Origin of the sequence: Mesomycoplasma dispar, from assembly GCF_000941075.1 — a bacterium.
Classification (GTDB): domain Bacteria; phylum Bacillota_I; class Bacilli_A; order Mycoplasmatales; family Metamycoplasmataceae; genus Mesomycoplasma; species Mesomycoplasma dispar.
The window spans coordinates 641,247-667,095 of sequence record NZ_CP007229.1 but is presented as its reverse complement, the minus strand read 5'-3'; the positions used below and the strand labels follow the sequence as shown (position 1 = coordinate 667,095).

The 25,849-nt window shown below is 27.1% G+C and carries 18 protein-coding genes and 1 pseudogene; 7 read left to right on the top strand and 12 right to left on the bottom strand.

From position 1 onward, the window contains the following. Nucleotides 1-316: 316 nt before the first annotated feature. The 5 genes and pseudogenes from MDIS_RS02430 to lpdA all read left to right on the top strand — a co-directional run bounded on the left by MDIS_RS02430 (nt 317) and on the right by lpdA (nt 8,076). Nucleotides 317-2,395, top strand: a complete 2,079-nt coding sequence (locus MDIS_RS02430; protein WP_044635492.1) for a S8 family serine peptidase — start codon at nt 317-319, stop codon at nt 2,393-2,395. After that, nucleotides 2,385-3,917 carry a hypothetical protein gene (locus tag MDIS_RS02425; RefSeq protein WP_044635491.1) on the top strand — a complete coding sequence of 511 codons (1,533 nt, stop codon included), beginning with the start codon at nt 2,385-2,387 and terminating at the stop codon, nt 3,915-3,917. The genes MDIS_RS02430 and MDIS_RS02425 overlap by 11 nt, the downstream gene beginning before the upstream one ends. A 984-nt stretch (nt 3,918-4,901) precedes the next feature. Next, nucleotides 4,902-5,063, top strand: a pseudogene (locus tag MDIS_RS04560) (transposase); the annotation flags it as partial. A 239-nt stretch (nt 5,064-5,302) separates the two neighbouring features. Further along, on the top strand, nt 5,303-6,223 hold the full coding sequence (locus tag MDIS_RS02420) for a 2-oxo acid dehydrogenase subunit E2 (RefSeq protein WP_044635490.1): 921 nt from the start codon (nt 5,303-5,305) through the stop codon (nt 6,221-6,223). Continuing rightward, the gene (gene lpdA / locus MDIS_RS02415; RefSeq protein WP_044635489.1) at nt 6,223-8,076 is read left to right on the top strand and encodes a dihydrolipoyl dehydrogenase; all 1,854 of its coding nucleotides are present in this window, start codon (nt 6,223-6,225) and stop codon (nt 8,074-8,076) included. Before MDIS_RS02420 ends, lpdA begins: the two co-directional genes overlap by 1 nt. A gap of 143 nt (nt 8,077-8,219) precedes the next feature. Here the strand turns inward: lpdA and MDIS_RS04180 are convergent, their stop codons facing one another. The 6 genes from MDIS_RS04180 to MDIS_RS02390 form a co-directional block, all read right to left on the bottom strand. Further along, on the bottom strand, nt 8,220-8,327 hold the full coding sequence (locus tag MDIS_RS04180; RefSeq protein ID WP_144402870.1) for an IS3 family transposase: 108 nt from the start codon (nt 8,325-8,327) through the stop codon (nt 8,220-8,222). 53 nt (nt 8,328-8,380) lie between these two features. Then, nucleotides 8,381-8,560 carry a hypothetical protein gene (locus tag MDIS_RS02410; RefSeq protein ID WP_044635488.1) on the bottom strand — a complete coding sequence of 60 codons (180 nt, stop codon included), beginning with the start codon at nt 8,558-8,560 and terminating at the stop codon, nt 8,381-8,383. 288 nt (nt 8,561-8,848) lie between these two features. Continuing rightward, complete coding sequence (locus MDIS_RS02405) at nt 8,849-9,547, bottom strand: hypothetical protein (protein WP_044635487.1); 699 nt, start codon at nt 9,545-9,547, stop codon at nt 8,849-8,851. After that, nucleotides 9,537-10,349, bottom strand: a complete 813-nt coding sequence (locus tag MDIS_RS02400) for a hypothetical protein (RefSeq protein WP_044635486.1) — start codon at nt 10,347-10,349, stop codon at nt 9,537-9,539. Before MDIS_RS02400 ends, MDIS_RS02405 begins: the two co-directional genes overlap by 11 nt. Nucleotides 10,350-10,420: 71 nt before the next feature. Then, entirely contained in the window at nt 10,421-11,788 is a 1,368-nt protein-coding gene (locus MDIS_RS02395; RefSeq protein WP_044635485.1) for a hypothetical protein, read from the bottom strand. Between the two features lie 280 nt (nt 11,789-12,068). Continuing rightward, a complete protein-coding gene (locus tag MDIS_RS02390) occupies nt 12,069-13,094 on the bottom strand; it encodes an IS256 family transposase (protein ID WP_052506220.1) in 1,026 nt (341 codons plus the stop codon). A 329-nt stretch (nt 13,095-13,423) separates the two neighbouring features. Between MDIS_RS02390 and MDIS_RS02385 the strand changes: the two genes are divergently transcribed. Both MDIS_RS02385 and MDIS_RS02380 read left to right on the top strand, forming a co-directional pair. Further along, entirely contained in the window at nt 13,424-15,544 is a 2,121-nt protein-coding gene (locus MDIS_RS02385) for a S8 family serine peptidase (protein ID WP_044635484.1), read from the top strand. Next, nucleotides 15,534-16,919: a hypothetical protein gene (locus MDIS_RS02380; RefSeq protein ID WP_044635483.1), complete on the top strand. Its 1,386-nt coding sequence runs from the start codon at nt 15,534-15,536 to the stop codon at nt 16,917-16,919. Before MDIS_RS02385 ends, MDIS_RS02380 begins: the two co-directional genes overlap by 11 nt. Nucleotides 16,920-18,043: 1,124 nt before the next feature. On the opposite strand, the gene MDIS_RS02375 is transcribed toward MDIS_RS02380, so the two are convergent. From MDIS_RS02375 to MDIS_RS02355, 6 genes are all read right to left on the bottom strand, one after another. Further along, nucleotides 18,044-19,630, bottom strand: a complete 1,587-nt coding sequence (locus MDIS_RS02375) for a hypothetical protein (protein WP_052506219.1) — start codon at nt 19,628-19,630, stop codon at nt 18,044-18,046. Between the two features lie 6 nt (nt 19,631-19,636). Further along, nucleotides 19,637-21,082: a hypothetical protein gene (locus MDIS_RS02370; protein ID WP_044635482.1), complete on the bottom strand. Its 1,446-nt coding sequence runs from the start codon at nt 21,080-21,082 to the stop codon at nt 19,637-19,639. Beyond that, nucleotides 21,069-23,405: a S8 family serine peptidase gene (locus tag MDIS_RS02365; protein ID WP_052506218.1), complete on the bottom strand. Its 2,337-nt coding sequence runs from the start codon at nt 23,403-23,405 to the stop codon at nt 21,069-21,071. The genes MDIS_RS02370 and MDIS_RS02365 overlap by 14 nt, the downstream gene beginning before the upstream one ends. 265 nt (nt 23,406-23,670) lie before the next feature. Next, nucleotides 23,671-24,096, bottom strand: coding sequence for an IS256 family transposase (locus MDIS_RS04460; RefSeq protein WP_276240842.1), 426 nt, complete (start codon nt 24,094-24,096; stop codon nt 23,671-23,673). After that, nucleotides 24,072-24,650: an IS256 family transposase gene (locus MDIS_RS04455; RefSeq protein ID WP_276240841.1), complete on the bottom strand. Its 579-nt coding sequence runs from the start codon at nt 24,648-24,650 to the stop codon at nt 24,072-24,074. Before MDIS_RS04455 ends, MDIS_RS04460 begins: the two co-directional genes overlap by 25 nt. A gap of 481 nt (nt 24,651-25,131) precedes the next feature. Further along, entirely contained in the window at nt 25,132-25,848 is a 717-nt protein-coding gene (locus tag MDIS_RS02355; RefSeq protein WP_044635480.1) for a hypothetical protein, read from the bottom strand. Nucleotide 25,849 lies beyond the last annotated feature (1 nt).

Below are 25,849 nucleotides of genomic sequence, written 5' to 3'. Positions count from 1 at the left end.
TAATATAAAACTTGGGCTTTGTATGGTAAGTAACTTTTAAGGGCTTGGTTTAATTTTATTTTCTTTTATGTGGCAAAAGGTCAATAATTTATTGTGAGAATTTTAAAATTTTTTAGAATATTGAAAATTATTAATAAATAAAGCTCATGATTATTAGTCATAATTCGTTAATAAAAGTATAATGATAAAATATTTATTTAAAAGTAGAATTCGGGTTTTCAATAAAAAATTAAAGTGATAATAAAATGAATATAATTAAATTAAAAAGCCAAAAGATGTTATAATTTTTATAAATAATTTTAATTTGGTGTGAAAAATGAAATTAGCGAAATTAAAAAAAATAATTTTATTATTGGTGTTTTGACCATCAATTTTTTTAATATATCACTCTTTTCTTATAAATTTTAATACTAAAAAATATTGATATGCTTCAAATTTTAGTAATAAAGTCGATATAAGAGAGCCTTTTGCCAAACAGTTAAGCAACTCGGCAAAAATTGATGATTTTGATAATCAATTCGAATTAAAACTATTGTTAAACCCTAATTTCTTGAGTACTGAGTCTAAAGAAATAAGTAATTTTAATCTTGAATTTATTAAAAAAATAGAAAAATCAAGATTAAAATTCAAAGAAGCTAAGACCAGTAAAATATTACCAATTGTATGGTTTTATTTTGATACCGAGAATGATAGAGAGTTTTTTGTAAAAAATTCAATAGAAAACTCGTTCATTAGTCGTTACATCGTATATAAAAATGAAGGAGATAAAAAAATAAAGCCTTTAAGTTGGTATCGTTATAATGATGAACTAGATGGTTACAACTATTATTTACCTAAAACTCCAATTGACAAGTTTAAAGAATCGTTGTTAAAAAATATTAAGATTGTTAATTTTGAAGAACAGGCTAATAAGGATAAAATAACTTACAAATCACCACAAACAAAAGTTGGCGCAATCGAAGTTAAGAATGAATTTAACTTCAATTATATGGGTTATTTTAATTCTAATAACTTTCATATTAACGACTTGGGATCTATTAAAAAGTGGAATGATGTAAAGGATGGTAAAAAAGAACCATATCATTCAACTTTAGTATCATTAATATTAGGTAGCAAACTAGGCATTGATACCAAGTCAACTTCCTATTTGTCCATATTTACTACTAACAGTCAGTGACAAAAAGCAATTGAATGAATGGTTGAAACCAATAATGTTAGGGTAATAAATCACAGTTATGGGGCCACAGGAAAAGATTTTTACGATTATAAAGAAAACGCCTTTTTTCTTGATTTTTTAGCAAGAAAATATGGTGTTATTAACGTTTTTTCGGCGGGTAACGGTGCAAGAGAATATTCTGATGAGGAATATGAAGACCACCCTTGAATAGATGATGAAAAATTATCTTTAAATTCTATAGTTGTTGGCGCGCTTGATGATAATTCTGAACCTTGAAAAATTGCGAAAAACAAAATTGCTGACTATTCAAATTATAAAACTGGCGAACAATATAATGAATTGGCCAAACCTTTAGTCGTCGCTCCCGGACGGATTTATAATCCTGTTACTAATAATTTTAAGGATGATTTTGTTAACGGAACTAGTTTTGCAGCCCCTATTGTCACTGGCTTAATATCAACACTGCTAAGAGAAAAACCAAATTTAGATAATGATAACAATAGAGTAATAGCATTAAAAGCGATTTTATCTGCTTCGGCAATTTCCCCAGATCATAGTGATTTAACTAAAAAGAGAAATGGTTATTTTGAAAAATATGGGTCAGGCACTCCCGATTTTAAAAATATGTTAAAAGCTAGTGAAAATACCTACTTTATTAGAGACCAAAAAAAATCAGACCAGGAAACAATTTTTACTAGCAAACCATTCTGAGTAAATTCAAATGACAGAATTAAGGCTTCTTTGTCTTGAATGTTTAATGCTGGTCTTTTAAAAAATAAAGTAGCCGCACCTAACAAGAGCAACTACGTAAGTTGATGATGATTTTTAACGCATTTTACTTCGATTGGTTTACCAGTTGCAGGCGCCGCTGCTATTTTAGATGCTAAATCTAAGATTAACCAACATAAAAATGACTTTGACAAATGGTCAGAAACACATATTAATTCTGAACGTTTAAAATTAAAAGCTACTAAAGAAAATCAAAAAGGCGATTTTGTTTCAGATTATGATTTGTATTTGCAAAAACTTGATTCAAATAATAATTGAGTTGATGTTTCTTGGTCAACAAGCATTAAAAGCAATGATGAATTAATTGATTTTAAAGCAGAAAAATCAGGCTACTATCGTCTTTATATCAAAAAATTTAAATCTGTAACTTTTGATAATTCTGTTGAAGATAAATTAGCACTTTCTTATTTGGTTAATAATGAAAAATAGACTAATTCTTACTAAATTTTTGGGAACAACCCTTTTAATTCCGGCATTTTTTTTAACTTCCTGCGGAAATTTAATTACTTTTCTTACTAAACAAATTTTTAACAAAGATGACGGAATTAACAATCCAGAAAATTACAATTCTTACTATTTTTTAAATTTACTAGCGAAACATTATGAAGAATTTAATACAAAAAACGGTACTTTTTCGGCCTTAAATTTGTTTTATAATCAACCCGAAAAGCAGAGGGATAAATTTTTATTCCTTGGCGAACAAAGTAGAATAACAATTGAAAACCTAGAACAATTTCAAAAAAATATTGTTGATAGAACTGAAGAAATTATAAAAAATAATCCTAATTTTGCTAAAGTTAATAGTTCTGAACTCAAGTCAGAATTTGAAGACAAATTTCTAAAAGGAGAACTTCTTGAAAAAGTCTTGGAAAAAAACAATATTATAATACGCGAACGTGGCAGATATTCAAGTTCAACTCGTGTTACCTACTATTATTTTGAAGAAAATGGTTTTTCAAACATTATAGCCACAAGATTTGTACCAGATTATGTTATAGATTCAAAATTAATTGAACCCGATGTAGTTTTTGATGATTCGCCTTTTTTTAATGTTATAGTCTACCCTAAAAATAAAAAAATCATCTTTAGGGACATTGATGAAAAAATTTATGCTGGTGATAATGATAAAATTATAGATTATGAAAAGAAGAAAATATTAATTGAAACAGAAGCTAGAAAAATTTATAATAAACTCGCAAAAAAGTACAATTTGTCAAAAAACAAGATTAGCGCTTCTTCCCCTTCTTTTATGTCTAATATTATCGATTTTAGCCAAGAAATTAATAATATTAAAACTTTAAAGCCAAAAATTCTTGATTTAATTACAAATAAAATTAATCCTTGATCTAACAGTTTTTTACCAAAAAAACATGCAATTATTAAAAATATTGACGAATTTAAAACAACAATTATTGACCGAATTTTAAAATTAGATCCTAAATTAAAAATTGACCAAAATGATTTAATTTCTGATTTTGAACAAAAATTTCTAAAGGGCGAAAAACTTGATGAATTTCTAAAAAATAATAATATTTTTATTTACGAAACTTGGGAACGAATTGGTTATCGACCACCTTCAAAATGACCTGCCCACCCTATATCGGCTCCTACTAATTTTCCAAAAAACGTTGAATGAGAAAAATTGGTTCTTAGAAAAACAGAAAATAATAATATTTTCTTGACAACAATTTTTGAAACGGATTTAACACTAAATTTTAATTGAAGTCCTGAATCTAGTTTTGATAAAGCGGCTTTCCAAATCTTGGCTTTTCCTAAAGATAAAAATATCATTTTTGATAAAAAAGTTAGTCGACTTGAACTAATTGAGGATTTAAAAAACAATTATTTAGATAAATATGAAGAAAAAGAAAAAGAAAAAGAAAAAGAAAAAGAAAAAGAAAAAGAAAAAGAAAAAGAAAAGAAAAAGAAAAAGAAAAAAAACTTCGTATAAGTTTAAATTAGTAGAAAAAATCAGACAAATAGTTTTTTATTTATGATTTTGATTGTACACTTTTGTTAATTTTTTCTCTCATGTTCATTTTAAAAGATTTGGACAAATAATTTACCTAATATAAAACTTGGGTTTTTATATGATAAGCCACTTTGAAGTCTTGAATTGTTATACTAATCAATAAATGAAATTATTCTTGATGAGCGATTGTTATATTTTCGAAATTTTTACCCTTAATATTATCAATTTAGGTTGCAAAATGTCATAAAGGAATCCAATAGAATTGATGGCTAACATTGTTTTTGCTTAAAATACTAAAAATTCTGGTACTGTTTTCAATTTTTTTCTTTATCTTTTTATTGTTTTCCTCTTTTGAGTTTCTCAAGAAAGATTGTAGAATAATTCTGTCTTTTTAACAACATTCTCCATTTTTTCTTGATAAATTCCACGATCATTTTTCAAAAAACCCTTAAATTGTTATTTTTTTTTGGTTTGCTCTGAGATATATTTTTCATAGATTTATCAAACTTTTTTGCCGATTTGTTATTAAATTATTCCCATATATATGCAAAATTGATTCATTATGTGTAATTTTACTTTTTGATTTTTTTGTAAATTTGTCTAAATTCTTTTGCAAAATGCAAAATTACCATTTTTAACCTTTAGATTGGCAATTTTGATGTATCTAAATTTGTCTTCAACTGTAAATTTGTATTGTTTCATTTTGACACACCTTTTTTGAATCGTCTGAAATTAATATACTAATTTAATTTATTTGGGAATATTAAATATTTTGTGTTTTAAGGTAAATCTGTTTTGATAAAATTTATCATAAAGGACTAAAATATGAAAAAAGAGCAAAAAAATTACCCCCATTTGAGTTAAAAGTTGAAAAAATTGTTAACAAATACGTTGATCATAAAAATTAAAAAATTTTCACAACGAAATTTCGCATATGTTTAAAACTTTTGCTGAGACGCTCTTAAAGGCGGAATTCAAAGTGTGAATTACCTTTCAAAAATAACTTATTTAACGCTCCAAAACGCATCTAAAAAATGACAAAGGCAGGTAAGAAATTGACGCATAATTAAAAAACAATTAGAAATTATTTTCCCTAATCGGTTAAATAATATAAAATTAAATTAGATTTCTATTTGAAAAATCCATAAAAATTTAAAACACAAAATTATAAACACTCCCAATATTCCCAAGGTTTCGAAATATTTTTAGCATTTTTTTGCTTAATCAAAAAATTTATTTTATTTAACCCTTTTTAATATATAATTTAAATGTTATATTTTTTTCAATTAAATATAAACCATTTTTTTTAATCCAATCAAAAAACACTTTAAAATCTTATATATTTTATAACTAGGGAAAATAATATGTCAAAAATTTTAGCAACCCCAAAAGCAAGAGCGATGGCAAAACAAGCTAATATTGATCTTGCTGATCTTAAAATTGAAAATCGGAAAATTGAGTCTTCCGATGTTGAAAATTATATAAATTCTTTAAAATCTGCACAAACTAGTGCAGCAAAAGTAGAAACTCCAACTATTCAAGTTGAAAAAGTTTCTAGTCCAGCAGCGGTTGTTTCTAATAAATTAGAAGCAAAACGCGAAAAAATCGCTCCAATTCGTAAGGCGATTGCAAGAGCGATGACAAATTCTTGAAATTCGGTTGCCTATGTTAATCTAGTTAACCAAATTGATGTTAGTGATCTTTGAAAACTGCGTAAGTCCGTTTTAGAGCCAGTTCTAAAAGCATCAGGTGTAAAATTAACTTTTCTTGCTTTTATCGCCAAAGCAATTTTAATTGCGCTTGCCGAATATCCAATTATGGCGGCAAAATACGATGAAGCTGCAAGCGAAATTGTCTATCCTGATTCGCTAAATTTAGGACTCGCCGTTGATACCGAAGCTGGACTGATGGTGCCAGTAATTAAAGATGCACAAAATCTTTCAATTGTTGAAATTGCCAAAGAAATTGTTCGTCTTGCAAAAGCAGCTCGTGATCGTAAAATCAAGCCAAGCGAAATGCAAGGTGGATCATTCACAATCACGAATTACGGATCAGTTGGTTCACTTTATGGTGTTCCAGTTATAAATTATCCTGAACTTGCAATTGCTGGAGTTGGCGCGATTATTGATTCTGCTGAAGTTAAGGATGGACAAATTGTTCCAGCAAAAATTATGCACCTAACAGTTGCCGCTGACCACCGTTGAATCGATGGTGCAACAATTGGACGTTTTGCGGCAAGAGTTAAAGAATTACTAGAAAAACCAGAGATTTTGGGGATTTTATAATGTATAAGTTTAAATTTGCTGATATTGGTGAAGGTCTTCACGAGGGAGTTGTTTCCCAAATTTACAAAAAAGAGGGGGACCAAGTTAATGAGGGTGATTCACTTTTTTCTGTTGAAACCGATAAAATAACCGCTGACATTCCTTCACCAAAAACTGGAAAAATTATCAAAGTTTTAATGGCTGAAGGTGATACAATCCACGTTGGTCAAGAAATTTATTTCATCGATGATGGAACAGGTGGTGCTGTTAGCGAAGAAGCGCCAAAATCAGAAGTAAAAGAAGAAGCGCCTGCAGCCGCTGGCGCAAGTGTTGTTGGTGAGGTTAAAGTTAGCGACACGCTTTTAAGTTTCGATTTTGGACCTAAAAAACCAAAAACTGAAAGTCCAAAAAAACCAGTTGTTGAAAGTGAAAAAAAAGTTGAAGAAAAACTTTTAAAAACTGCAGTTTCTGGTAAAATTTATGACGGAAAAGTTGACCAAGAATTTGATGTAATCGTTGTCGGCTCTGGTCCTGGAGGTTATCTTGCGGCTGCCGAGGCGGGAAATAATGGTCTTTCCACCTTAATTGTTGAAAAAGAATTTTGGGGTGGAGTTTGTTTAAATGTTGGTTGCATTCCAACAAAAGCAATGTTAAAAACCGCAGAAGTTTTTGACTATCTTGAACGATTTAGTGATTTTGGACTTGATGGAAAATCAGATTTAAAAATTTCCTGAGAAAAAATGCACCAGCGAAAAGCCGATGTTGTCAATAAATTAGTTGGTGGTGTCAAAGCGATTGTAAAATCGGCAAAAGCAACAAGTATTTTTGGCGATGCTAAATTTGTTGGTGCCCGTGAAATTAGCGTTAATGGTAAAGTTTATCGTGGCAAAAACGTTATTCTTGCAACTGGTTCAACCGATCGCAAATTAAATTTAGCTGGTTTTGAAGAAGGTTATCGATCAGGTAAAATTCTCACTTCCAAAGAAGCAATTAATCTTTTAGAAAAAATCGATTCAATTGTAATAATCGGTGGTGGAGTTATCGGGGTTGAATTTGCACAAATTTTTGCCGCTGCGGGAATTAAGGTAACAATTTTACAAAATCTACCGCGTCTACTCGCTAATTTAGATACTGAAATTTCGCAAATTATCACAAAAAATCTTGTTGATAAAGGTGTTAAAGTTATTCTAAACACAAACATTCTTCGTTATGAAAATGATAAAGTGATTTATGAATTTGAAGGTAAAACTGAATCAATTAGTGCTGATAAATTTCTCGTTAGCATCGGTCGGCAAGCAAATTCAGAAGGACTTGCTGAAGTTGGAATCGAACTTGATGCTCGCAAAAGCGTAATTGTTGATGATCAATGCAAAACTAATGTTGCTAATGTTTATGCAATTGGCGATCTTTCTGCCAAAGCGATGTTAGCACACGTTGCCTACCGTCATGCAGTTGTTGCTGTTAGTGCAATTTTAGGAAAATCAGATAAATACCAAGATAAATCTGTTCCTTCCTGCGTTTATACCCACCCAGAAATTGCTGTTGTTGGACTAACCGAGGAGCAAGCAAAAGAACAAGGTTATGATTTTGTTGTTGGTAAGGCAAGTTTTTCCCATATCGGTAAAGCGATTGCATCCGGAAATGCCTATGGATTTGCTAAATTAATTGTTGATAAAAAATACGGCGAAATCATTGGCGCCCACATTATCGGTCCAGTTGCAACTGATATGATTTCCGAAATTGTAATTTCAATTGATAGCGAAGTAACAATTTACGAACTTGCTAATGCAATTCACCCACATCCAACTTATAGCGAAATTATTTGGGAAGCAGCAAGATCAGCAGTTTCAAAATTAAATCGACTGAAAAAGTAAAAATAAAATCGAATATTAAAAAATTTTAGCAAAACATGGTCTTTAACTATTTTTAAAACAAATTTTTATCATTTTTTTATTCTCCAAAATTGTGAAAATTTTTTTGATCACCGAATTGTTCAAAATGAGAATTTGGGCTAAAATTATGAAAGGCAACTTTGCACTCTAGTTTTATTATATCATTTAACAAATGATTTAATTTTTTGATGAGTACCTTCGAGATTTTCAAAAATTTTACCTTCAACATTCAAATAATCTCTTTGTAAAATAGCATAATTATAATACTTTTTTTGTCAGTTTCGAATTAAATTATTGTCATATGTCAGTAAAAAACTCTCTTTTTGCGATTTTTTATTAACTGATTTATTTTTATAAATTTCACGAAACTGGTTTGCAAAATGTATAGTTGCACTTTTGAATCGTTGCGATTCAGTGATTTTGATATATTTGATTTTTCATTAATTGAAAATTTATTTTGTTTCATAAAAAGACACACCTTTCTTGGTGTGTTTTAATTTTTTCTATTAATTTAGTTTCCTATACTAATTTAAACCAAAAAATAACAATCTTTTTATTTTGAGTTAACCAAACTGGAAAACTCAGGAAAAACTAGTCTTGACTTTTTCTTACTTTTCAGTAGAAAAAATGTCGAATTTCATAGTCAAATCATGGTTAATTCAAAAAATCAAATTAATTTGCTTTTTTGAATTAATTTATTTAAAAATTATTAAAAGCGATTTTTTAAACAAACAAATATAAAAAATTTTAAAAATTAACCGGATTTTTTGTATAAATTCACAAAATCTTGGTAAATATCAACTGATTCGAATTTAACGTTTTTTAAACTTGGAAAATGGATCCCCCAAATTATTAGATAAAAAACGTCTAAACCATAACCTTTCAAATATTTTCGGAACTCATCGCTGGAAAAAACAACCTCTCGTTGCCCAGGGTTGACAAAAGCGATTAAATTTTTTGTTTTTTTATTATTAGGATGGTATTCTCGATCAAAATAGAAACTTTTACTATCAAAATTCCACTTTTGAATACGGATTTCTGCTGTTTTAATCATTTTTTTGCTAACAAAAACAGTTCCAAAAATTAAAGCTGCAAATAAAAATTTTGCAAAACTTAACAATCCTAGAACAAAAATGAGGAAATATAAATCTTTTGGATCAAAGAAAATAACTCAAAAAATTACAAATTCGCTAACAGAAAACGCAACTGTAAAAATTAGATTAAAAAGCAAATATTTGTTGTTTTTTCTTACAATTTTCCCAATTTGTGACAACCCTTTTTTGAATAATAAATTGCAATTTATACTATCTAATTCTTTATTAAGAAGTTTGATTCTCCTGAAAACATTCCGAAAATAATAATTTGCTCTAACTTTAAATCAAATAATAATATTAAAAGCCGCAATTACAACAAAAGTTAAAAGTGGTATAAAAATTAATAAACTAGATGGCATTTTTATCTTTCTTTTGATTTTTTAAAACCATAACAAAATCTTTATATAAAAATTGATAAGAAGGAGTTGTCGAATCAGACTCCTGAAGATGCGAACCTCAAATAAGGAAATAGTACAAATTAATTAATTCATCGGTTTTTAGTTTTCAAAGACTAAAATATTTTCTAAGAATTATGAAACTAAGTGGGAAATTATCCCTTTTTTTACTATGTAAATTACCACTTTTTCGTGGTATTTTCGTCTCAGGAAGTTCGAAATTTTCATAGTCTCGATCAAAAAAGTAGTTATCTCCAGCAATAAAGTTAAAATTTTTAATCTTTTTTTCGAATTTTGTTAATAATTTTTTTCTAACCCCAAATTGTAAATAAACAAATGAAGGGAGAAAAATTGTTTGAAATGCTAGTTGAACAAAAGATTCAGGATGCATAAATAAAAAGGATGTCTCGATATTATTTGGACTAAAAATAAAGATTTTATATAAAATAAAAAATATAGTCATAGCTAAAAGTAAAAAGGCAAGAATTAGCGTTATAATTTTAACTTTTAGATTATTTTTTGTGATAATTTCCTTTGCCTTTTCATAACCGGTTAGAAAAATTTGGTTAATTTCGGTTTTTTCTTTTTGTTCTAATTTTAGGAAAAAATTAAAAACCTTACGAAAATAAAAGGTAATTAGAAACTTGTGGTTTAACGTTTTTTGAATTATTGATAAAATAAACATAAGAATTAAAAAGAAAAATATAAATTCTAAAAAACGCATTTCCGGTGTACGTTCGACAACATCGAAATCTTTATCATCCATATAAAATTAACTCCTTTTTGATTTTTTTTGGGACAAATTAGTTAGACAAAAATATCCTCTTGCTTGCTAATTTAACCCAAGTTATCTTTCTTCGTTAAATTAGGCAATTTTCTAATATATCAATCCTTAAGTAAAGGGTTAAAGACCTTGATCATACCTCATTTTTTCAAGGTTAATGGATCAATTTTTAACATTTCTTCAATTGTTTTCGTTTCGTTGGTTTTTAGATTTTTAAAAACCAAATTTTTCCCACCCGATCCTCCGTTATAGTAATAATCTGTTTGTGGCGTTTCGCTTATCACTACTCATTCAACCGCTTCGATTAGGTCATACTTTGATCTTAACGATAACAAAAGAGATTCTAGTTTTACTTCAAAATCATTTATTCTTTGAATTCTTTCGCTAGATTGACTTAAATCATGTCACGTAAAGCCTAAATTCGCTATTTCAAACGGAATATTTATAGTTGAAAGTAAATATGTTTTGGGTATTAAATTAATTCCCGAAACTAGTTTGAAAAACCCAGGAGAAGTAACCTTAATTACAAGATCTACTAAACTTTTTCTAAGTCCAAAAACTGCAAGCGTTGTATATCCGTATACTGATTTAAAACTAGAAAAATCTTTATCTTCATCCGGTTTAGAGAATAATTTTGTATGTCTTGTAATTTTTTCTCTAATTTTTTCAATTCGTTTATTTGTATCACTAATAATAAAAGAAATCGTTGCAGAGGAAATTCCAGTTCCAAGCGTTACGATTGTTAATGCAGGCAATAAAATCGATAAAATTCCGGTAATTATCGAGGTTGCAGTTAAACTTATTTGTGCTATGAGCAATTTGTTTAAATATTTTTCAGAAACTTTTAACTCCTGTAATAGATCATCCTTGATTTTGGCGTTAATTTCAATTAATTTTTTTAACTCCTCAAGTTCAAAAATTAACTGTTTGGAATTTTCTTCACCATCTATGATATTAACTCGATAATTATTTTTTTCATCGGTAATTCTTGTTTTTAAACTTTCTTTAAATTTTCTAGTCAATTCTTTGTTCTTTTTCGTCTCTTTTTTGAAATCAAGAGCAATTTTTTTAACATTTTTTTGGAATAATTTTAGATGTTGATCGTTGATGTTTTCAATTAATTTCTCTTTTTGTTCTTTTGTTAATTGATTTTTTAATTTCGTTTTTTCAATAAATTTTGTTAATAATTTTATAAAATGTTCTTTTGAAATTTGTTCAGATAATTTTGTTGCAGAGATCTTTTTATCAACAATTTGTTCACTAATTTTGTTAAGTTCTGCAAAATCCTCGGTTTGAACGCTATTAATAAATTCAGAAATTTGTTGGTTAATTTCAAGACTGCTATGATTATTAGGAGTAGCAGTGCTAACAATATTAGAAACTGCTGTGACATAATTTGCATTTAAAAAAAGTTTTTTCACTTTTTTAAATCCTTCTATAATATTTATTATTTTTTATTAATATTATAAAGTAAAAAATAATAAAACGATAATTTTTCTCTTTTTTTTACCTTTTAAAACAAATTTGGCGGGTATGTTCATAATTTTGTGTCTTAACTTTTAGGACTTTTGAACCAAAAAAATCTAATTTAGTTTAATTTTACATTATTTATACGGTTTGGAAAAATAATTTCTAACTGTTTTTTAATTATGTCCCAATTTCGTGCTTGCCTTTGCCATTTTTCCGATGCTTTTTTAAGAGTTACATAGACAATTTTTGCCAGATAAGTTTCACTTTGCAACCCCCTTTTGTTTTTTTATTTTTCCTGATTAATTTATTCAGTGATTCAATTGAATTTGTTGTATAAATTGCTTGCCTTAATTCGTAAGGATATTTAAAAAATGTCGTTAATTCAACAAAGTTTGAATACCAAGACTTGATAATTGAGGGGTATTTTTGCTCTCATTTTTTGGCAAATTCATCAAGATTTTGCATTGCAAATTCTTGATTTACTGCCTGATAAATCTTTTTCATATCATAGGCAAGCTCTTTTTTGTCTTTATGAGAAACTTTTAAAAGTGAGTTTCTAATTTGGTGAACAACACATTTTTGGATATCAGTTTGTGGAAAAACTGCTTCAATTGCCTGGCTAATTCCATTAAGATTATCACAGGAAATTATTAAAACATCTTGAAGTCCGCGAGTTTTTAATTCAGAAAACACATCTAGTCAATTACTTGCTGATTCAGTGTTTTTAATCCAGAATCCCAGTGCTTTTTTGTTTCCTTGCCAGTCAATTGCAAGAATTACATATAGTGATTTTTTGACATAAGAATTATTTTCTTTAATGTTAAAATACATTCCGTCGATATACAAAATCGGATAAGAGCTATCAAGTTTTTGCGATTTTCACTTTTCAATTTCAGGCAATAATTTGTTTGTAACTGAAGAGATCCAACTAGGACTTAGATCCTTTTTATAGATACTTTTTATCGTATTGACAATATTTTCATATGGCATTCCTGATGCAAAAAGCGAAAGAACTTGCTCTTCGATATCACCTAAATTTGACTCGTATTTATCAATTAACTTGTTTTCAAAACTGCCATTTCGATCTCTTGGTATTTTTAAATACATACTATCATTTTTATAATTAACAGTTTTCCCAGAAAACCCGTTTCGTTTATTTGGACGGCGAATCCCGTTTTGACTTCGCTTACTTTTTTCATAACCTAAGTGTTGGGTTAGTTCTGCGTTTAAAAGTGCTTTAGTAAAAGTTTTGAACATATTAGAAATTTCGTTATGAAAATCTTCTTTTTTGATTTTTTATAATTAGCATACTTGCTAACAAGTTTTTGGGCTTCTAATTCAAATGGAGATATTTTTTTTGCTGTTTTTTATTGTGCTCCTTTAGGATAAATTTTATCAAATTAGACTTATTCTAAAATACAAAATATTAAATTCTCGCTACTAAAAGAATAGCAAAAAATTTTTCTTATTATTTATGGTTTTATTTTATATAAAAACCTTTAGTTTTTTCAAACGCCATAAAAAAATTTGATAAAATTATAATAATGTTATAAATAATAATTAAATTTTATTAATAATGGACGGAAATGAAACTGAAGAAATTTAGGAAAATATTTTTATTATTACTATTCTCATCATCAATATTTTTTATATACCATCCTTTTTTTATAAATCAGAATTTTAGTAAAAAATACTGATATTCTATAAACTTTAGCAATAAAATAATTGTTCGAGATTCTTTTGCTAAAACATTTAATAACTCGTCTGAAATTGAAAATTCGGATAACCAGTTTGAATTGAAATTATTGCTAAATCCTGATTTTTTGAGCGATGAATCTAAAAAAATAGTTAAATTTAATCTTGACTTTATTAATGAAATAAAAAAATCAAATTTAAAATTTAAAGAAGCAAAAAATAGTAAAATACTACCAATTGTTTGATTTTATTTTGATACAGAAAGTGATAGAGAATTTTTTGTTAAAAATTCTCTAGAAAATCCTGCTATTGATCGTTATATTGTTTATAAAAATGAAGACAAGGATAAACAAACAAGGTATATTGAAATGTTTACTGAAGAGGGGTATTACGAAAATAAACCACCCACTAGCGAAGAACTTTTTAAGACATCAATGTTAAAAAATATGTTCATTGTTAATTTTTATGGACAATCAGAAAAAGATAAAAAAAGTTTTTGAACCCCTAAATCCAAAGTTGGTGCGATTGAGGTTATTGATAAATTTGATAAAAACTTTTCACATTATTTTAACAATATCGATTCCAATATTTCTGATTTTGTTTCTTATGATTATCGTAATAAGTCGTATAGAGAAGAAAAAAATAAAAACAATGATTACCATTCTACATTAGTATCATTAATATTAGCCAGCAAAATGGGTTTTGATCAGAAAGCAAATTTTTATTTATCTATATTTAGGTTGGATAGTGAATGACAAAAAGCAATTGAGTGAATGGTTGAAGATAAAAATGTCAAAGTAATAAACCATAGTTACGGGAATGGCAGTATAAAATTTGCTGATTATGACGAAAATTCTTATTTTCTTGATTTCCTATCAAGAAAATATGGTGTAATTAATGTTTTTGCGGCTGGGAATGGAGCTAAAATGTCAATTGATGGGACATTTACTAAAAATCCCTGAATAGACAAAAAAAGTTTATCATTGAACTCGATAGTGGTTGGCGCCCTTAATAATAACTCCACTACTCCTTATATTGCAGGAAATAAAATAGCCGATTATTCCAATTACAAAAATATTGATAAATACTATGAACTTGCAAAACCTCTAGTTGTTGCTCCTGGATATGTTTTTAATTTGGTTAAAGCAGAAAATTCTCATTTTAAACACAATCCCTATGACAATGAATTTAATAAAGATTTTTATGATGAAGGAACCAGTTATGCGGCTCCCATTGTTACTGGTTTAATTTCAACACTTTTAAGAGAAAAACCGAATTTAGATAATAATGATTTTAGAGTCCCAGCATTGAAAGCAATTTTATCTGTTTCTGCTATCTCACCAGATCACACTAATTTAAAACGAAAGGAAAGCGGGTATTTTGAGAAGTATGGGTCTGGAATTCCTGATTTTGAAAATATGTTAAAGGCTACAAAAAACACTAGTTTTATCACCGAAGGATCAGGAGTAGAGAAAAAAATAATTTTTACTAGCGATATGTTTTGGGTGGAATCAAATAAAAAAATTAAAGCATCTTTATCCTGAATGTTTAATGCTGGTCTTTTAAAGAATAAAATAGATAACCCAAGAAAAAACAATAATAATTGGCGGTTGTTTTTCGGTTCCACTGTTTTGCCAATTGCTCAACCTAACCCTGAAATAGGAACTTTTGTAAATGGAAATTTTCAAATAGGCAATAGCAAAAAAGAATTAACTAATTGATCTAATAATCACATAAATTATGAAAGACTAAAACTAGAGTCCGCGAAAAAAAATCAGGACGGTAAATTTTTTTCGGATTATGATTTATATTTGCAAAAAAGAGATTCAAACGGAAAGTGAGTTGACATTTCTTCATCAAAAAGTTTTTCAAGCAATGATGAATTAATTGATTTTACAACAAGTGAAGCCACTTACTATAGAATTTATGTTAAAAAATATAACTCTGTAGTTTTTGAAAATTCTGTTGATGACAAATTAGCAGTTTCTTATTTGGTGCATAATGAAAATTAAAATAATCTTTACTAAATTTTTGGGAATAAGCCTTTTAGTTTCGTCACTTATTTTAAATTCATGCGGTATTATAAGTCAAAAAAGCGAACTTGATGATATAACAGGATATAATCATACTTATTTTCGAAATTTACTTCACAAAAACAATGCTGAATTTAATGCAAAAAGTGCTACATTTTCGGGAGTAAATCTATTTTACAACCAAATTGATAAGGACTCTAAAAAAAACTATTTTCTAGGCGAAAGTAGTTCTATCAGAATTGAAACATTAGATCAATTCCAGAAAATAGTGGTCAATAAAACAGTAGAACTAACAAAAAATTATCCTAAACATTTAATGATTCCTGATTTTCAAGCAAGAAAAGAATTTGAAGAAAAGTTTCTAAATGGCAAAAATGTAGAAAAAATTCTCGAGAAAAATAATATTTATTTATCTGAAACAGGAAACGTAAGAGTACCTGATTTTTATAGAAATAATTATTACTTTGAAAAAGATGAGTCTCCAGATACTTTAAACATAGTACTACTTTCTCCTTTTTCCATTTTAGGTGGTACCGAAATACCGCTTGGGCTTGCTAATGGTAGTCCTTACTTAAAGACTATAGTTTATCCAAAAAATAAAAAACTTGTCTTTAAAACATTAAGTGAATATGCTGGAATTACGAAATTAAGTGATCTAGAATTAGTTAGAGCAGCTAGAAAAATCTACAACAAACTTGAGAAAAAATATAAACTTCCAAAAAACGAAGTTGGAACTTATTCAGACCATTTTATCCTTGATCTTGCCGATTTTAGTCAAAAAGAGAATAGAATTAAAATTTTAAAGCCAAAAGTTCTTGATTTAGTTAGTAAAAAAATCGACCCTTGAAATAATAGTTTTTTCCCAGAGAAAAAGATAATTATCAAAAATAGTCAAGAATTTAAAGAGAAAATTTTAGACAGAATTTTGAAAATAGACCCTGCTGCAAAAATTGATGAGACTAATCTAATTTTAGATTTTGAAACCAAATTTTTAGATAGTAAAAAACTTGATGATATCCTAAAAAACAATAACATTTTTATTTATGAAACTTGAAACCAAATTAGTTATAATTCGCATAATGGCGAAATTGAAAAATTAGTACCTAGAAAAACGGAAAATAATAAGATTTTTTTAAGTAAAATTATTGATGTCGATTTTGTTCTGAGTTATGTTGACAGAAGAAACAATCCAACTTTTGATGAAGTTGCCTTCCAAGTTTTTCTATTTCCAAAAGACAAAAATATTGTTTTTGAGAAAAATGTTGAGAGGTTTGAATTAAAAAATGATCTTGTAAAAAATTATTACCCAAAATATAAAAAATATGAAAAGATATTAATGGAAATCAATAACTAACTCTAAAGATACAAAAGCAAAAAATTTAATTGATTGCAAATTAAAATTTTTTCACTTGGTTTACGATGAAAACTAAACTAATTTTTACTAAATTTTTAGGAATAACCTTTTTAGCTCCATTGCTTTTTTTAAGTTCGTGTGATACTATCTCATCTTTTTTTAATTCAAAATTTAATAAAGATGAAAAGACTGATAATGAGCAAGAATACAATCCCTCCTATTTTTTGAATTTATTCGTAGTGAAAAAGGGAAATTATACTTTCAAATCTTAATTATTTTTGAACAAATTCCCTACTTTTCTAAAAATAAGATAAACAGAAAATGGGAAAAAATAACCCACAAAAATTTTTCTAAATATGCTAAACTTTCCGCTGATGATCAAATAAGTTTTAGACATATACCAGATAAAATTTTAATAGTTGTTATTAATTTTTCTTGTATAAACCTAAAAAATAATTCTGAACATAATGACATAGAAAAAATTTTTAATTTTGAAGACTATGGAACAATCAGTAATTATCATTTGGATAATTGTTTAGAACCGCTTGAATATTCTAATGTTCTCGAACCGATAAAAAATAGAATTAAAAATTCCCTGGGTTTCCCAGTTTTGGTGGTATAATTAATTGTAAATATCAAAAAACACTAATAAATAAGGCTTTGTTTTAAAAAATAATAAGAAAAAAGTACTAACGTTTCATAACAATTATGATATAGTTATTTTAATAATAAAAATGTTAAAAAAGTTGTTCTTTTTTTAGTTTTATAGTAAAAAACCTGATTTGTAAATGCATAATTGTCTCTGATCAAAAATAAAAAGCGACTAGAAATGCATTTTGTTAGCAAAATTTGACAAAAATCAGGGTTATAGGTCAAAAAAATTGTTATGAAATAACGTTAAGTTTTAAAAAGATCACCTAAATTGGGAGGTCTTTTTTAATTAAGCATTTGTAACTGGGAAATTCAGGTAAAAATTCCGTAATAATAAATGATTACGATGATTTTATCGAAAGAATTAGTTATTTAATAAAAGGCAATATTAAAAATTAGAAAAAGTGATTAAATTTTAAAAACTAGTCCCTTTAAAACTGGGCATCCAAGTTAACACGAAGGTGTTGGCTTTTTTATTTGACTAATTCATTATAAATTCTATCAAATTCAGATAGAGACTTAATTTTAATATATTCAATTTGATCTAAATTGCTATTTCCGAAATCAACTTTTGTAAATTTTGCTAATTTTTCAATTTTGAAATTGGCGGGTTCGACTGCAAATTTGGGGAATAAATCCTTAAAATTAAAAGTATAAATTTTAATTTTTTTAGAACTATGATCAATTTTTGAATATAGAATTTCATCATCAAAAATTAAATTGGCATTTTGTTTTTTAAGAATAAATTTATTAAATTCGGCACTAGTGCTACCATTTTTTGCTGGATTAAATAGATTAGAAATATGAAAGGCATCACCTCATTCTCAACTTTTTCCTAGGTTTTTGTTTTCTAGTAAATCTTTAGTAACTTGATAGTCTGAATAAATTTTTTGACTTGCAATTTCAGTTTCATTTTCCTTTATCATTGCATAAAGTCTTGTTGTTTTTAGTGGGTTTTTACCTAAAATTTGTTGTTTTTTTAATAAAAAATCTTGGAAATTTTCTAATTCAGTTTTGGATCTTTCGATTCTATTATACAAAATTAGATCTTCAATAGTATCAATATGAATATCCAAATCATTATTAAATTTATTAATGTCTGATTTATCAATGATTTTGTAAAAAATAAAAAAATGGTTTGATGGCCTTTTCTTAGGATAATATCAATGATCCTGGTAAATTTCGCTTTGAAACGAGAAATCAGAAGGTCTTATTACTGCAGGCCTAACGGCATCTCCGCTTTCAATATCTCGATATTCATAATCTTGATAAAAAAAATTTCAAAACTTATTATCATAGGAAATAATCCCAATTTGATCGTTTTTTTTGGAATTTTTATAAGTAAAAGCCGGTTCTAAAACTGGATTTTTTCCATTTTCCTTAAATCTTCAATTAGCAAAAATTTCACCAGGCTTTATAAAAACAACAACAGCCTTTTTATTAAAAAACTCTGGATTTGAAAGGACTCTTTTATAAAATTTTTTATTCTCTAAATTTGTAAAAATAGAAAAAAAATCCTTTTTGTTTTTAATAATAGAAAAATTATTACTAATTTTCTTGTTCTGCCATTTCTTTTGGTCAGTTATTATATCAAATTCTTGAATATGTGTTTTAAAATTCTTTTTAATCTCATTTCTAAAAAATGAATGTAAATTAATTAGCGCTTCATTTAAAGGGTCATTATTGAATAAAGAGTTTTCAAAATAAGGAAATTTTTTTAATAAATCAGGAATCTGTTGAGGTTTTTCCTGAAAAATAGAAGTTCATTTAGAATTATTTAACCAAATTTCATCTTCTCAACTAATATCTATATTTTTTTCAAAATTGGAAATAAACTTATTTTCCGCTTCAGGTATATTTTCAAATTCATATTTTTTAGTATCAACTTTTTCTTGCTCGTTTTTCTCTTCCTCTTCAGAATTTAGGTATTCTTCTGCTATTTTTGAATTTTTTATTACATAAAAACTAACTGCTATGACAATAGTTAAATTTGCTAATGGTATAAAATTAAAAAGAAATATTTTAAAAACTTTTGATTTAATTCGAAATTTTCTTAACATATTTTCCTAGCCAATTATTTTATTGTACAAACTAATAAACTTATTCATTGATTTTATTTTTCTGAACTCAAAGTCTTGAAAATCTGTATCTCCAATATTTATTTTTGTAAATTTTACTAGATTTCCGGGACTAAAATCGTTTGGTTCTGTTGCTAAGGATGGGAATAAATCTTTGTAATTGTATGTATAAACTACAATTTTTTTAGTTTTTTGATCAGGTTCTCAATATAGAATTTGATCGTCAAAAATTAAACTGGAATCTTGTTTCTTTAATATGAATTTATTAAATTTTTCTGTTTGGTTGTCAGTTTTGCTAGGTATAAACAAATTTGAAATATGAAAAGTATCAAATCAATCTCAATTTTTTATGATTGATTCATTATTTATTAGTTCTTTAACCTGTTCAAAATTTGAATACAGATTTTGTGGTAGAAAATTTGAACCAGTTTTAATTGAACCATATAGCCTTGATTTTTGTAGTTTTCTGTTTTTCAGAATTGTCTGTTTTTTTGCTAAAAAATCAATAAAATGATCAAACAGTTTTGTTTTCTTATCAACTCTATTAAAAATTAATAAATCTTCAATTTCACTAATATTTAGTGATGAGATATTCGACAATTTATATAGGTCTGTTTTTGGAATATATTTGTAAAAAACTTGAAAACCTTGATCCCTTCAACTTGCTGATGTGAGTTTTTTGGTTTTATCAGCATAACTATTAAGTTTTTCACTTATTGAAAGTAAAAAATTAGTTTTTGTTTTATTTGAAATTATATTGATCGGGTTTAAATCAAGATCTACACTTGTTTTTTTAAATATTGGTGCACCACTTTTCTCATTAATATAAACTAATAAAAACTGGTCTTTGAAAAAATCATCAGAAATTTTACGATTCAAAAAATCCGACTTTAGTTCAAATTTAGTAAATAAACTTACATATTGTTCATAATTCTTAATAATCAATAAATTATTAAGAAAAAAATGACTAAACCCATCAGCGGAAGGTTTTATTGATAAACTATTAAAAGGATCGCCATTTTTTTTAGTTTTTTCAATTTCCTTTTTAAAAAAATTTTTTAGGTTTTCAATAGATTCATTTTTTTTATTTTCAAAATTATTTTCATCAAAATATAAATATTTATTAACTATTTTTTCGATTTTTTCAGGTTCTGTTAGAAAAATTTTTCGCCAAGTAGGGTTAGTATACCAAAAATGATTTTTGTGGCCAAGTTTTTTTATATCATTATATGAGTAAAAACTTGAATTAATTAATTCATTTCGATCAAAATATTTAAAAAGTGGCTCTGAATCTTTTTGAATGAGTTCGCTATTATTATTTGGAGAACTTAAGTTATTTGAACCACTAAAACTACCTAAAATTCCTGAAAAAACTAATCAAGGAAGCAATATTGTTGCAACAAAAAGAGCAAGTTTAATTTTAGGAAATGACATATGATACCGCCAAATCATCATCAATTGATTCCTCAAATAAGGATGATTTATATTTTCTTATCACTAATCGATAGACTCCATCGGAATTTGGTTTATACCTAACTAACTCAACATTTGATCTACTTGATCTACCAGAATTTAAATCAACTTCTTCCCACCTATTTCCATCAATCTTTTTTTCTAGAATTAGATCATAATCAGTAAATAACAAATTTTCTTGTTTTTCAAATAATTCTTTTTTCTTTAACCACTCATGCTCAAACTTATTATCATTCTTATTTGTGCCTTCTTTGAGTAATTTTTGTTCATATTCATTTGCCGCATATTCCCACAATGCTTTTGTAAGAACAATAGCAAAAATGTTACCTAATCAATTACTCTCCTTAGCAAGTTTTTTTCATCCTTCAATAATACCAGCATTAAATGCCCAAGCCAATGATGCTTTGAATTTTTCACCCTTTTTAATTTTAAATTCAGACCCTACATAGACTCTTCTAACATCAGGGTTTTTATTATACGAGATACTAAATGTTACAAGATTTGAGAGAGCTTTTTCCATTTTTTTATAATCAATTTGCCCCGCTCCAACTGCCGAATCCAACCCGCTACTTTTTAGTTCGCGTTCATTTTCATAATTTTCTAAATAGATTTTTTTTGCATACTTTTCTAAATAATTATCTATTGATGATTTGATATTCTTTTCTTTATTTGACTTTTTTGTCGATTCAATAAACCCTTTAATTTTATAAAAATTTAATTCGCTATCATTTGCGGATGAGGTTATTATACTCATAATTTGTGGAATTATTTTTCTAGGCTCGCTTAATTCTGAATTATTGTTTATCAGTTTTGCTATTAGGCCTGTAACAATTGGAGTAGAAAAACTAGTGCCTGATCCTGGGTTTTCTTGTCCAATAAATCCAATAATATTTTCCCCCGGTGCGGAAATCATTGGTTTTGGCAAACCATTCATAGCATTTACTGCCAATCGATTACTAAAATCACTAGCATAAAAATTTTTACTATCTCCAAATGTAGAACCCACAACGATAGAATTCAATGCATTAGCATAACCAGAAATATAACCATATGATTTAGAGTTATCATTTGTATTAGATTTATGCTTATCATATTCGTTTCCAGCAGCAAAAACATTTATCACACCGTACTTCCTTGATAAGAAATCTAAATAATAAACTAAATCATAATATTGTGCAACTGATTTTTTGATTAAATCATTAGCGTTGTTAAAAATATCATAATGATTTCTATCAATCTCACTTGTTGAAATTTTACTAAAACCGTAACTATGATTTATGATTCGGACGTTTTCTTCAATTATGAGTTTTTCAAAAACAGACATTCACAATGGCGAATCAAAATCTATTCTATTTAAATTAGCAACAACAAGTTTTGTATTTGGAACAAAACCATCCGCACCTGCAATTATTGAAGATACTAAAGTCGCATGATCGTTTTGATTTGCTGTTTTTTTATTTTGAGCAGCTTTCCCAATATTATAAAACTTGATATTTTCGCTTCGTATTTTACCTTTGCGATAATCATCAGAATTATAAATTCCACTCATATTCGCCTCAACAACACCTACTTTTAGATTAGATTTAGGATAGAATGGTGTTTTGTCATTATTAACGATTTCTTTTATTTTTCCGAAAAAAACATCACTAGTACCAAAATTATGAGTTTTATTGTATCGTAGTGAATAATTTAAACTAGATTTTTTAGGCAACAAACTTGAATTTGTATCTCTATTTTTTATATTATTAATTATTAGCGAAACGAATTCTAATTTTTCAATTAATTTTGATGCATTTAATTCATCGGCGCTTTTAATTTTTATTCATACAGTTGGCGATAGTTTACTGAAATACTTACTAATTACATTTATGTTATTATTTGCTAACAACTCTATTATTTGGTTTAAATACTTTTGATTTTCGGTTTTATAGTATTTTACATCCTCTGACATTGAACTACTTGCTTTGGGAATTTGGACATTTAATAAAAGTTTTATATTTACTTTTTCCTGGACATTGACATCATTTTTCTTGATTTTATCTATAGATTTTTTGTTTATAACACCAACAGTAGTTCTACTAAATACCTTAATTTTTTGGTTTGTAAATTTTAAAAATTTCTTTTTAATTTCAGAAATGTTTGGTATTTGGTTAATATTTGAACTATTGTAGATACTACTATTATAAGTTTGATTTCTAGCGGTCGAGGAAATACCATATAATAAGGGTATAATTAGTAATTGGCCTATTAATAGATATTTAAAGATAAAGATTTTTTTTAACATTTTCCTCAAGGTTTGACCTCATTTCATTTAAGGCTACGAATGATAGGCGTAAATTGTGTATTTATAATTTTGTGCTTTGAAATTCTACAATATTTTTAAACATAACTTCTAATATAATTTTACATTATTTAACCGATTAGGGAAAATATTTTCTGGTCACTTTTCAATAATCGATCTTTTTCTTATCTACCTTTGTCATTTTTCGGATACTTTTCGAGCATTACATAAATTATTTTTGATAGATTAGCTTATTTTGTGGTTCAACTTATGTTTTCGTATTTTTCCTGATTAATTTATTCAGTGATTCAATCGAATTTGTTGTATAAATTGCTTGCCTTAATTCGTAAGGATATTTAAAAAATGTCGTTAATTCAACAAAGTTTGAATACCAAGACTTGATAATTGAGGGGTATTTTTGCTCTCATTTTTTAGCAAATTCATCAAGATTTTGCATTGCAAATTCTTGATTTACTGCCTGATAAATCTTTTTCATATCATAGGCAAGCTCTTTTTTGTCTTTATGAGAAACTTTTAAAAGTGAGTTTCTAATTTGGTGAACAACACATTTTTGGATATCAGTTTGTGGAAAAACTGCTTCAATTGCCTGGCTAATTCCATTAAGATTATCACAGGAAATTATTAAAACATCTTGAAGTCCGCGAGTTTTTAATTCAGAAACACATCTAGTCAATTACTTGCTGATTCAGTGTTTTTAATCCAGAATCCCAGTGCTTTTTTGTTTCCTTGCCAGTCAATTGCAAGAATTACATATAGTGATTTTTTGACATAAGAATTATTTTCTTTAATGTTAAAATACATTCCGTCGATATACAAAATCGGATAAGAGCTATCAAGTTTTTGCGATTTTCACTTTTCAATTTCAGGCAATAATTTGTTTGTAACTGAAGAGATCCAACTAGGACTTAGATCCTTTTTATAGATACTTTTTATCGTATTGACAATATTTTCATATGGCATTCCTGATGCAAAAAGCGAAAGAACTTGCTCTTCGATATCACCTAAATTTGACTCGTATTTATCAATTAACTTGTTTTCAAAACTGCCATTTCGATCTCTTGGTATTTTTAAATACATACTATCATTTTTATAATTAACAGTTTTCCCAGAAAACCCGTTTCGTTTATTTGGACGGCGAATCCCGTTTTGACTTCGCTTACTTTTTTCATAACCTAAGTGTTGGGTTAGTTCTGCGTTTAAAAGTGCTTCAGTAAAAGTTTTGAACATATTAGAAATTTCGTTATGAAAATCTTCTTTTTTGATTTTTTATAATTAGCATACTTGCTAACAAGTTTTTGGGCTTCTAATTCAAATGGAGATATTTTTTTTGCTGTTTTTTATTGTGCTCCTTTAGGATAAATTTTATCAAATTAGACTTTTCCTAAGACACAAAATATTAAATTCTCCCGTAATAAAAACCATCTTATTTCTATTTTTAGACAAGGCAGACAACCGGATGGATCCTTCCGAAATCCTAAAATTTTAATCAATAAACGTAAAACTGAAAATTTTATTATTTATTCTTATGATTCTAGTTAACGATCTTCACAAAATAAAAGCAATGAAATTAGCAATACAAAATGTGCCGAAAAATATAGTGGGACAAGTTGAGTTTAATTAATTAAATTTTTTCCTGTTTCTAAAATTATTTCATTAAAAATTATCAAAGTCAAATTTTTAAATAATTAAGTATAACAAAAAATTAAAATTATCCCGCCTTCTTGTATAAATTCACAAAATCCTGGTAAATATCAAGTGATTCAAATTTGACATTTCTTAAAAACGGGAAATGGATTCCTCAAATTATAAAATAGAAAATCTCAAAACCAGAATTTTTTAAATGTTTTTGGAAATATTCGCTTGAAAAAAGAAATGCTCGTTGTCCTGGGTTAACAAAGGCGATTAGGTTTTTTGTTTTTTTGCCATTTGGTTGGTATTCTCGATCAAAATGGAAACTTTTATTATCAAACTTCCACTTTTCAATGCGATTTTCTGCTGTTTTAATCATTTTTTTACTAACATAAATGGTAGCAAAAATTAGAAATGCAAATAAAAATTTTGAAAAACTTGCCATTCCTAGAAGAAAAATAAATAGAAATAAATTCTCTGGATCGAAGAATAAAATTCAAAAAATTGTAAATTCACTTACTGAAAAAACAAGGCAAAAAATTAAATTAAAAATTATATATTGATTGTTTTTTCTTGTAATTTCACCAACTTTTGATAATCCCTTTTGGAATAAAAAATTACAATTTAGAATATCTAAATTTTTATTAAGAACTTTAATTCTCCTAAAAACATTACGAATAAAATAATTTGTTCTTGCTTTGAACCAAATAAAAAAATTTAAACCTGAAATTGCTAAAAAAGTTAAAATTGGGATAAAGGTGAGTATGAAAACACTTGTAAAACTATTAAATGGCATT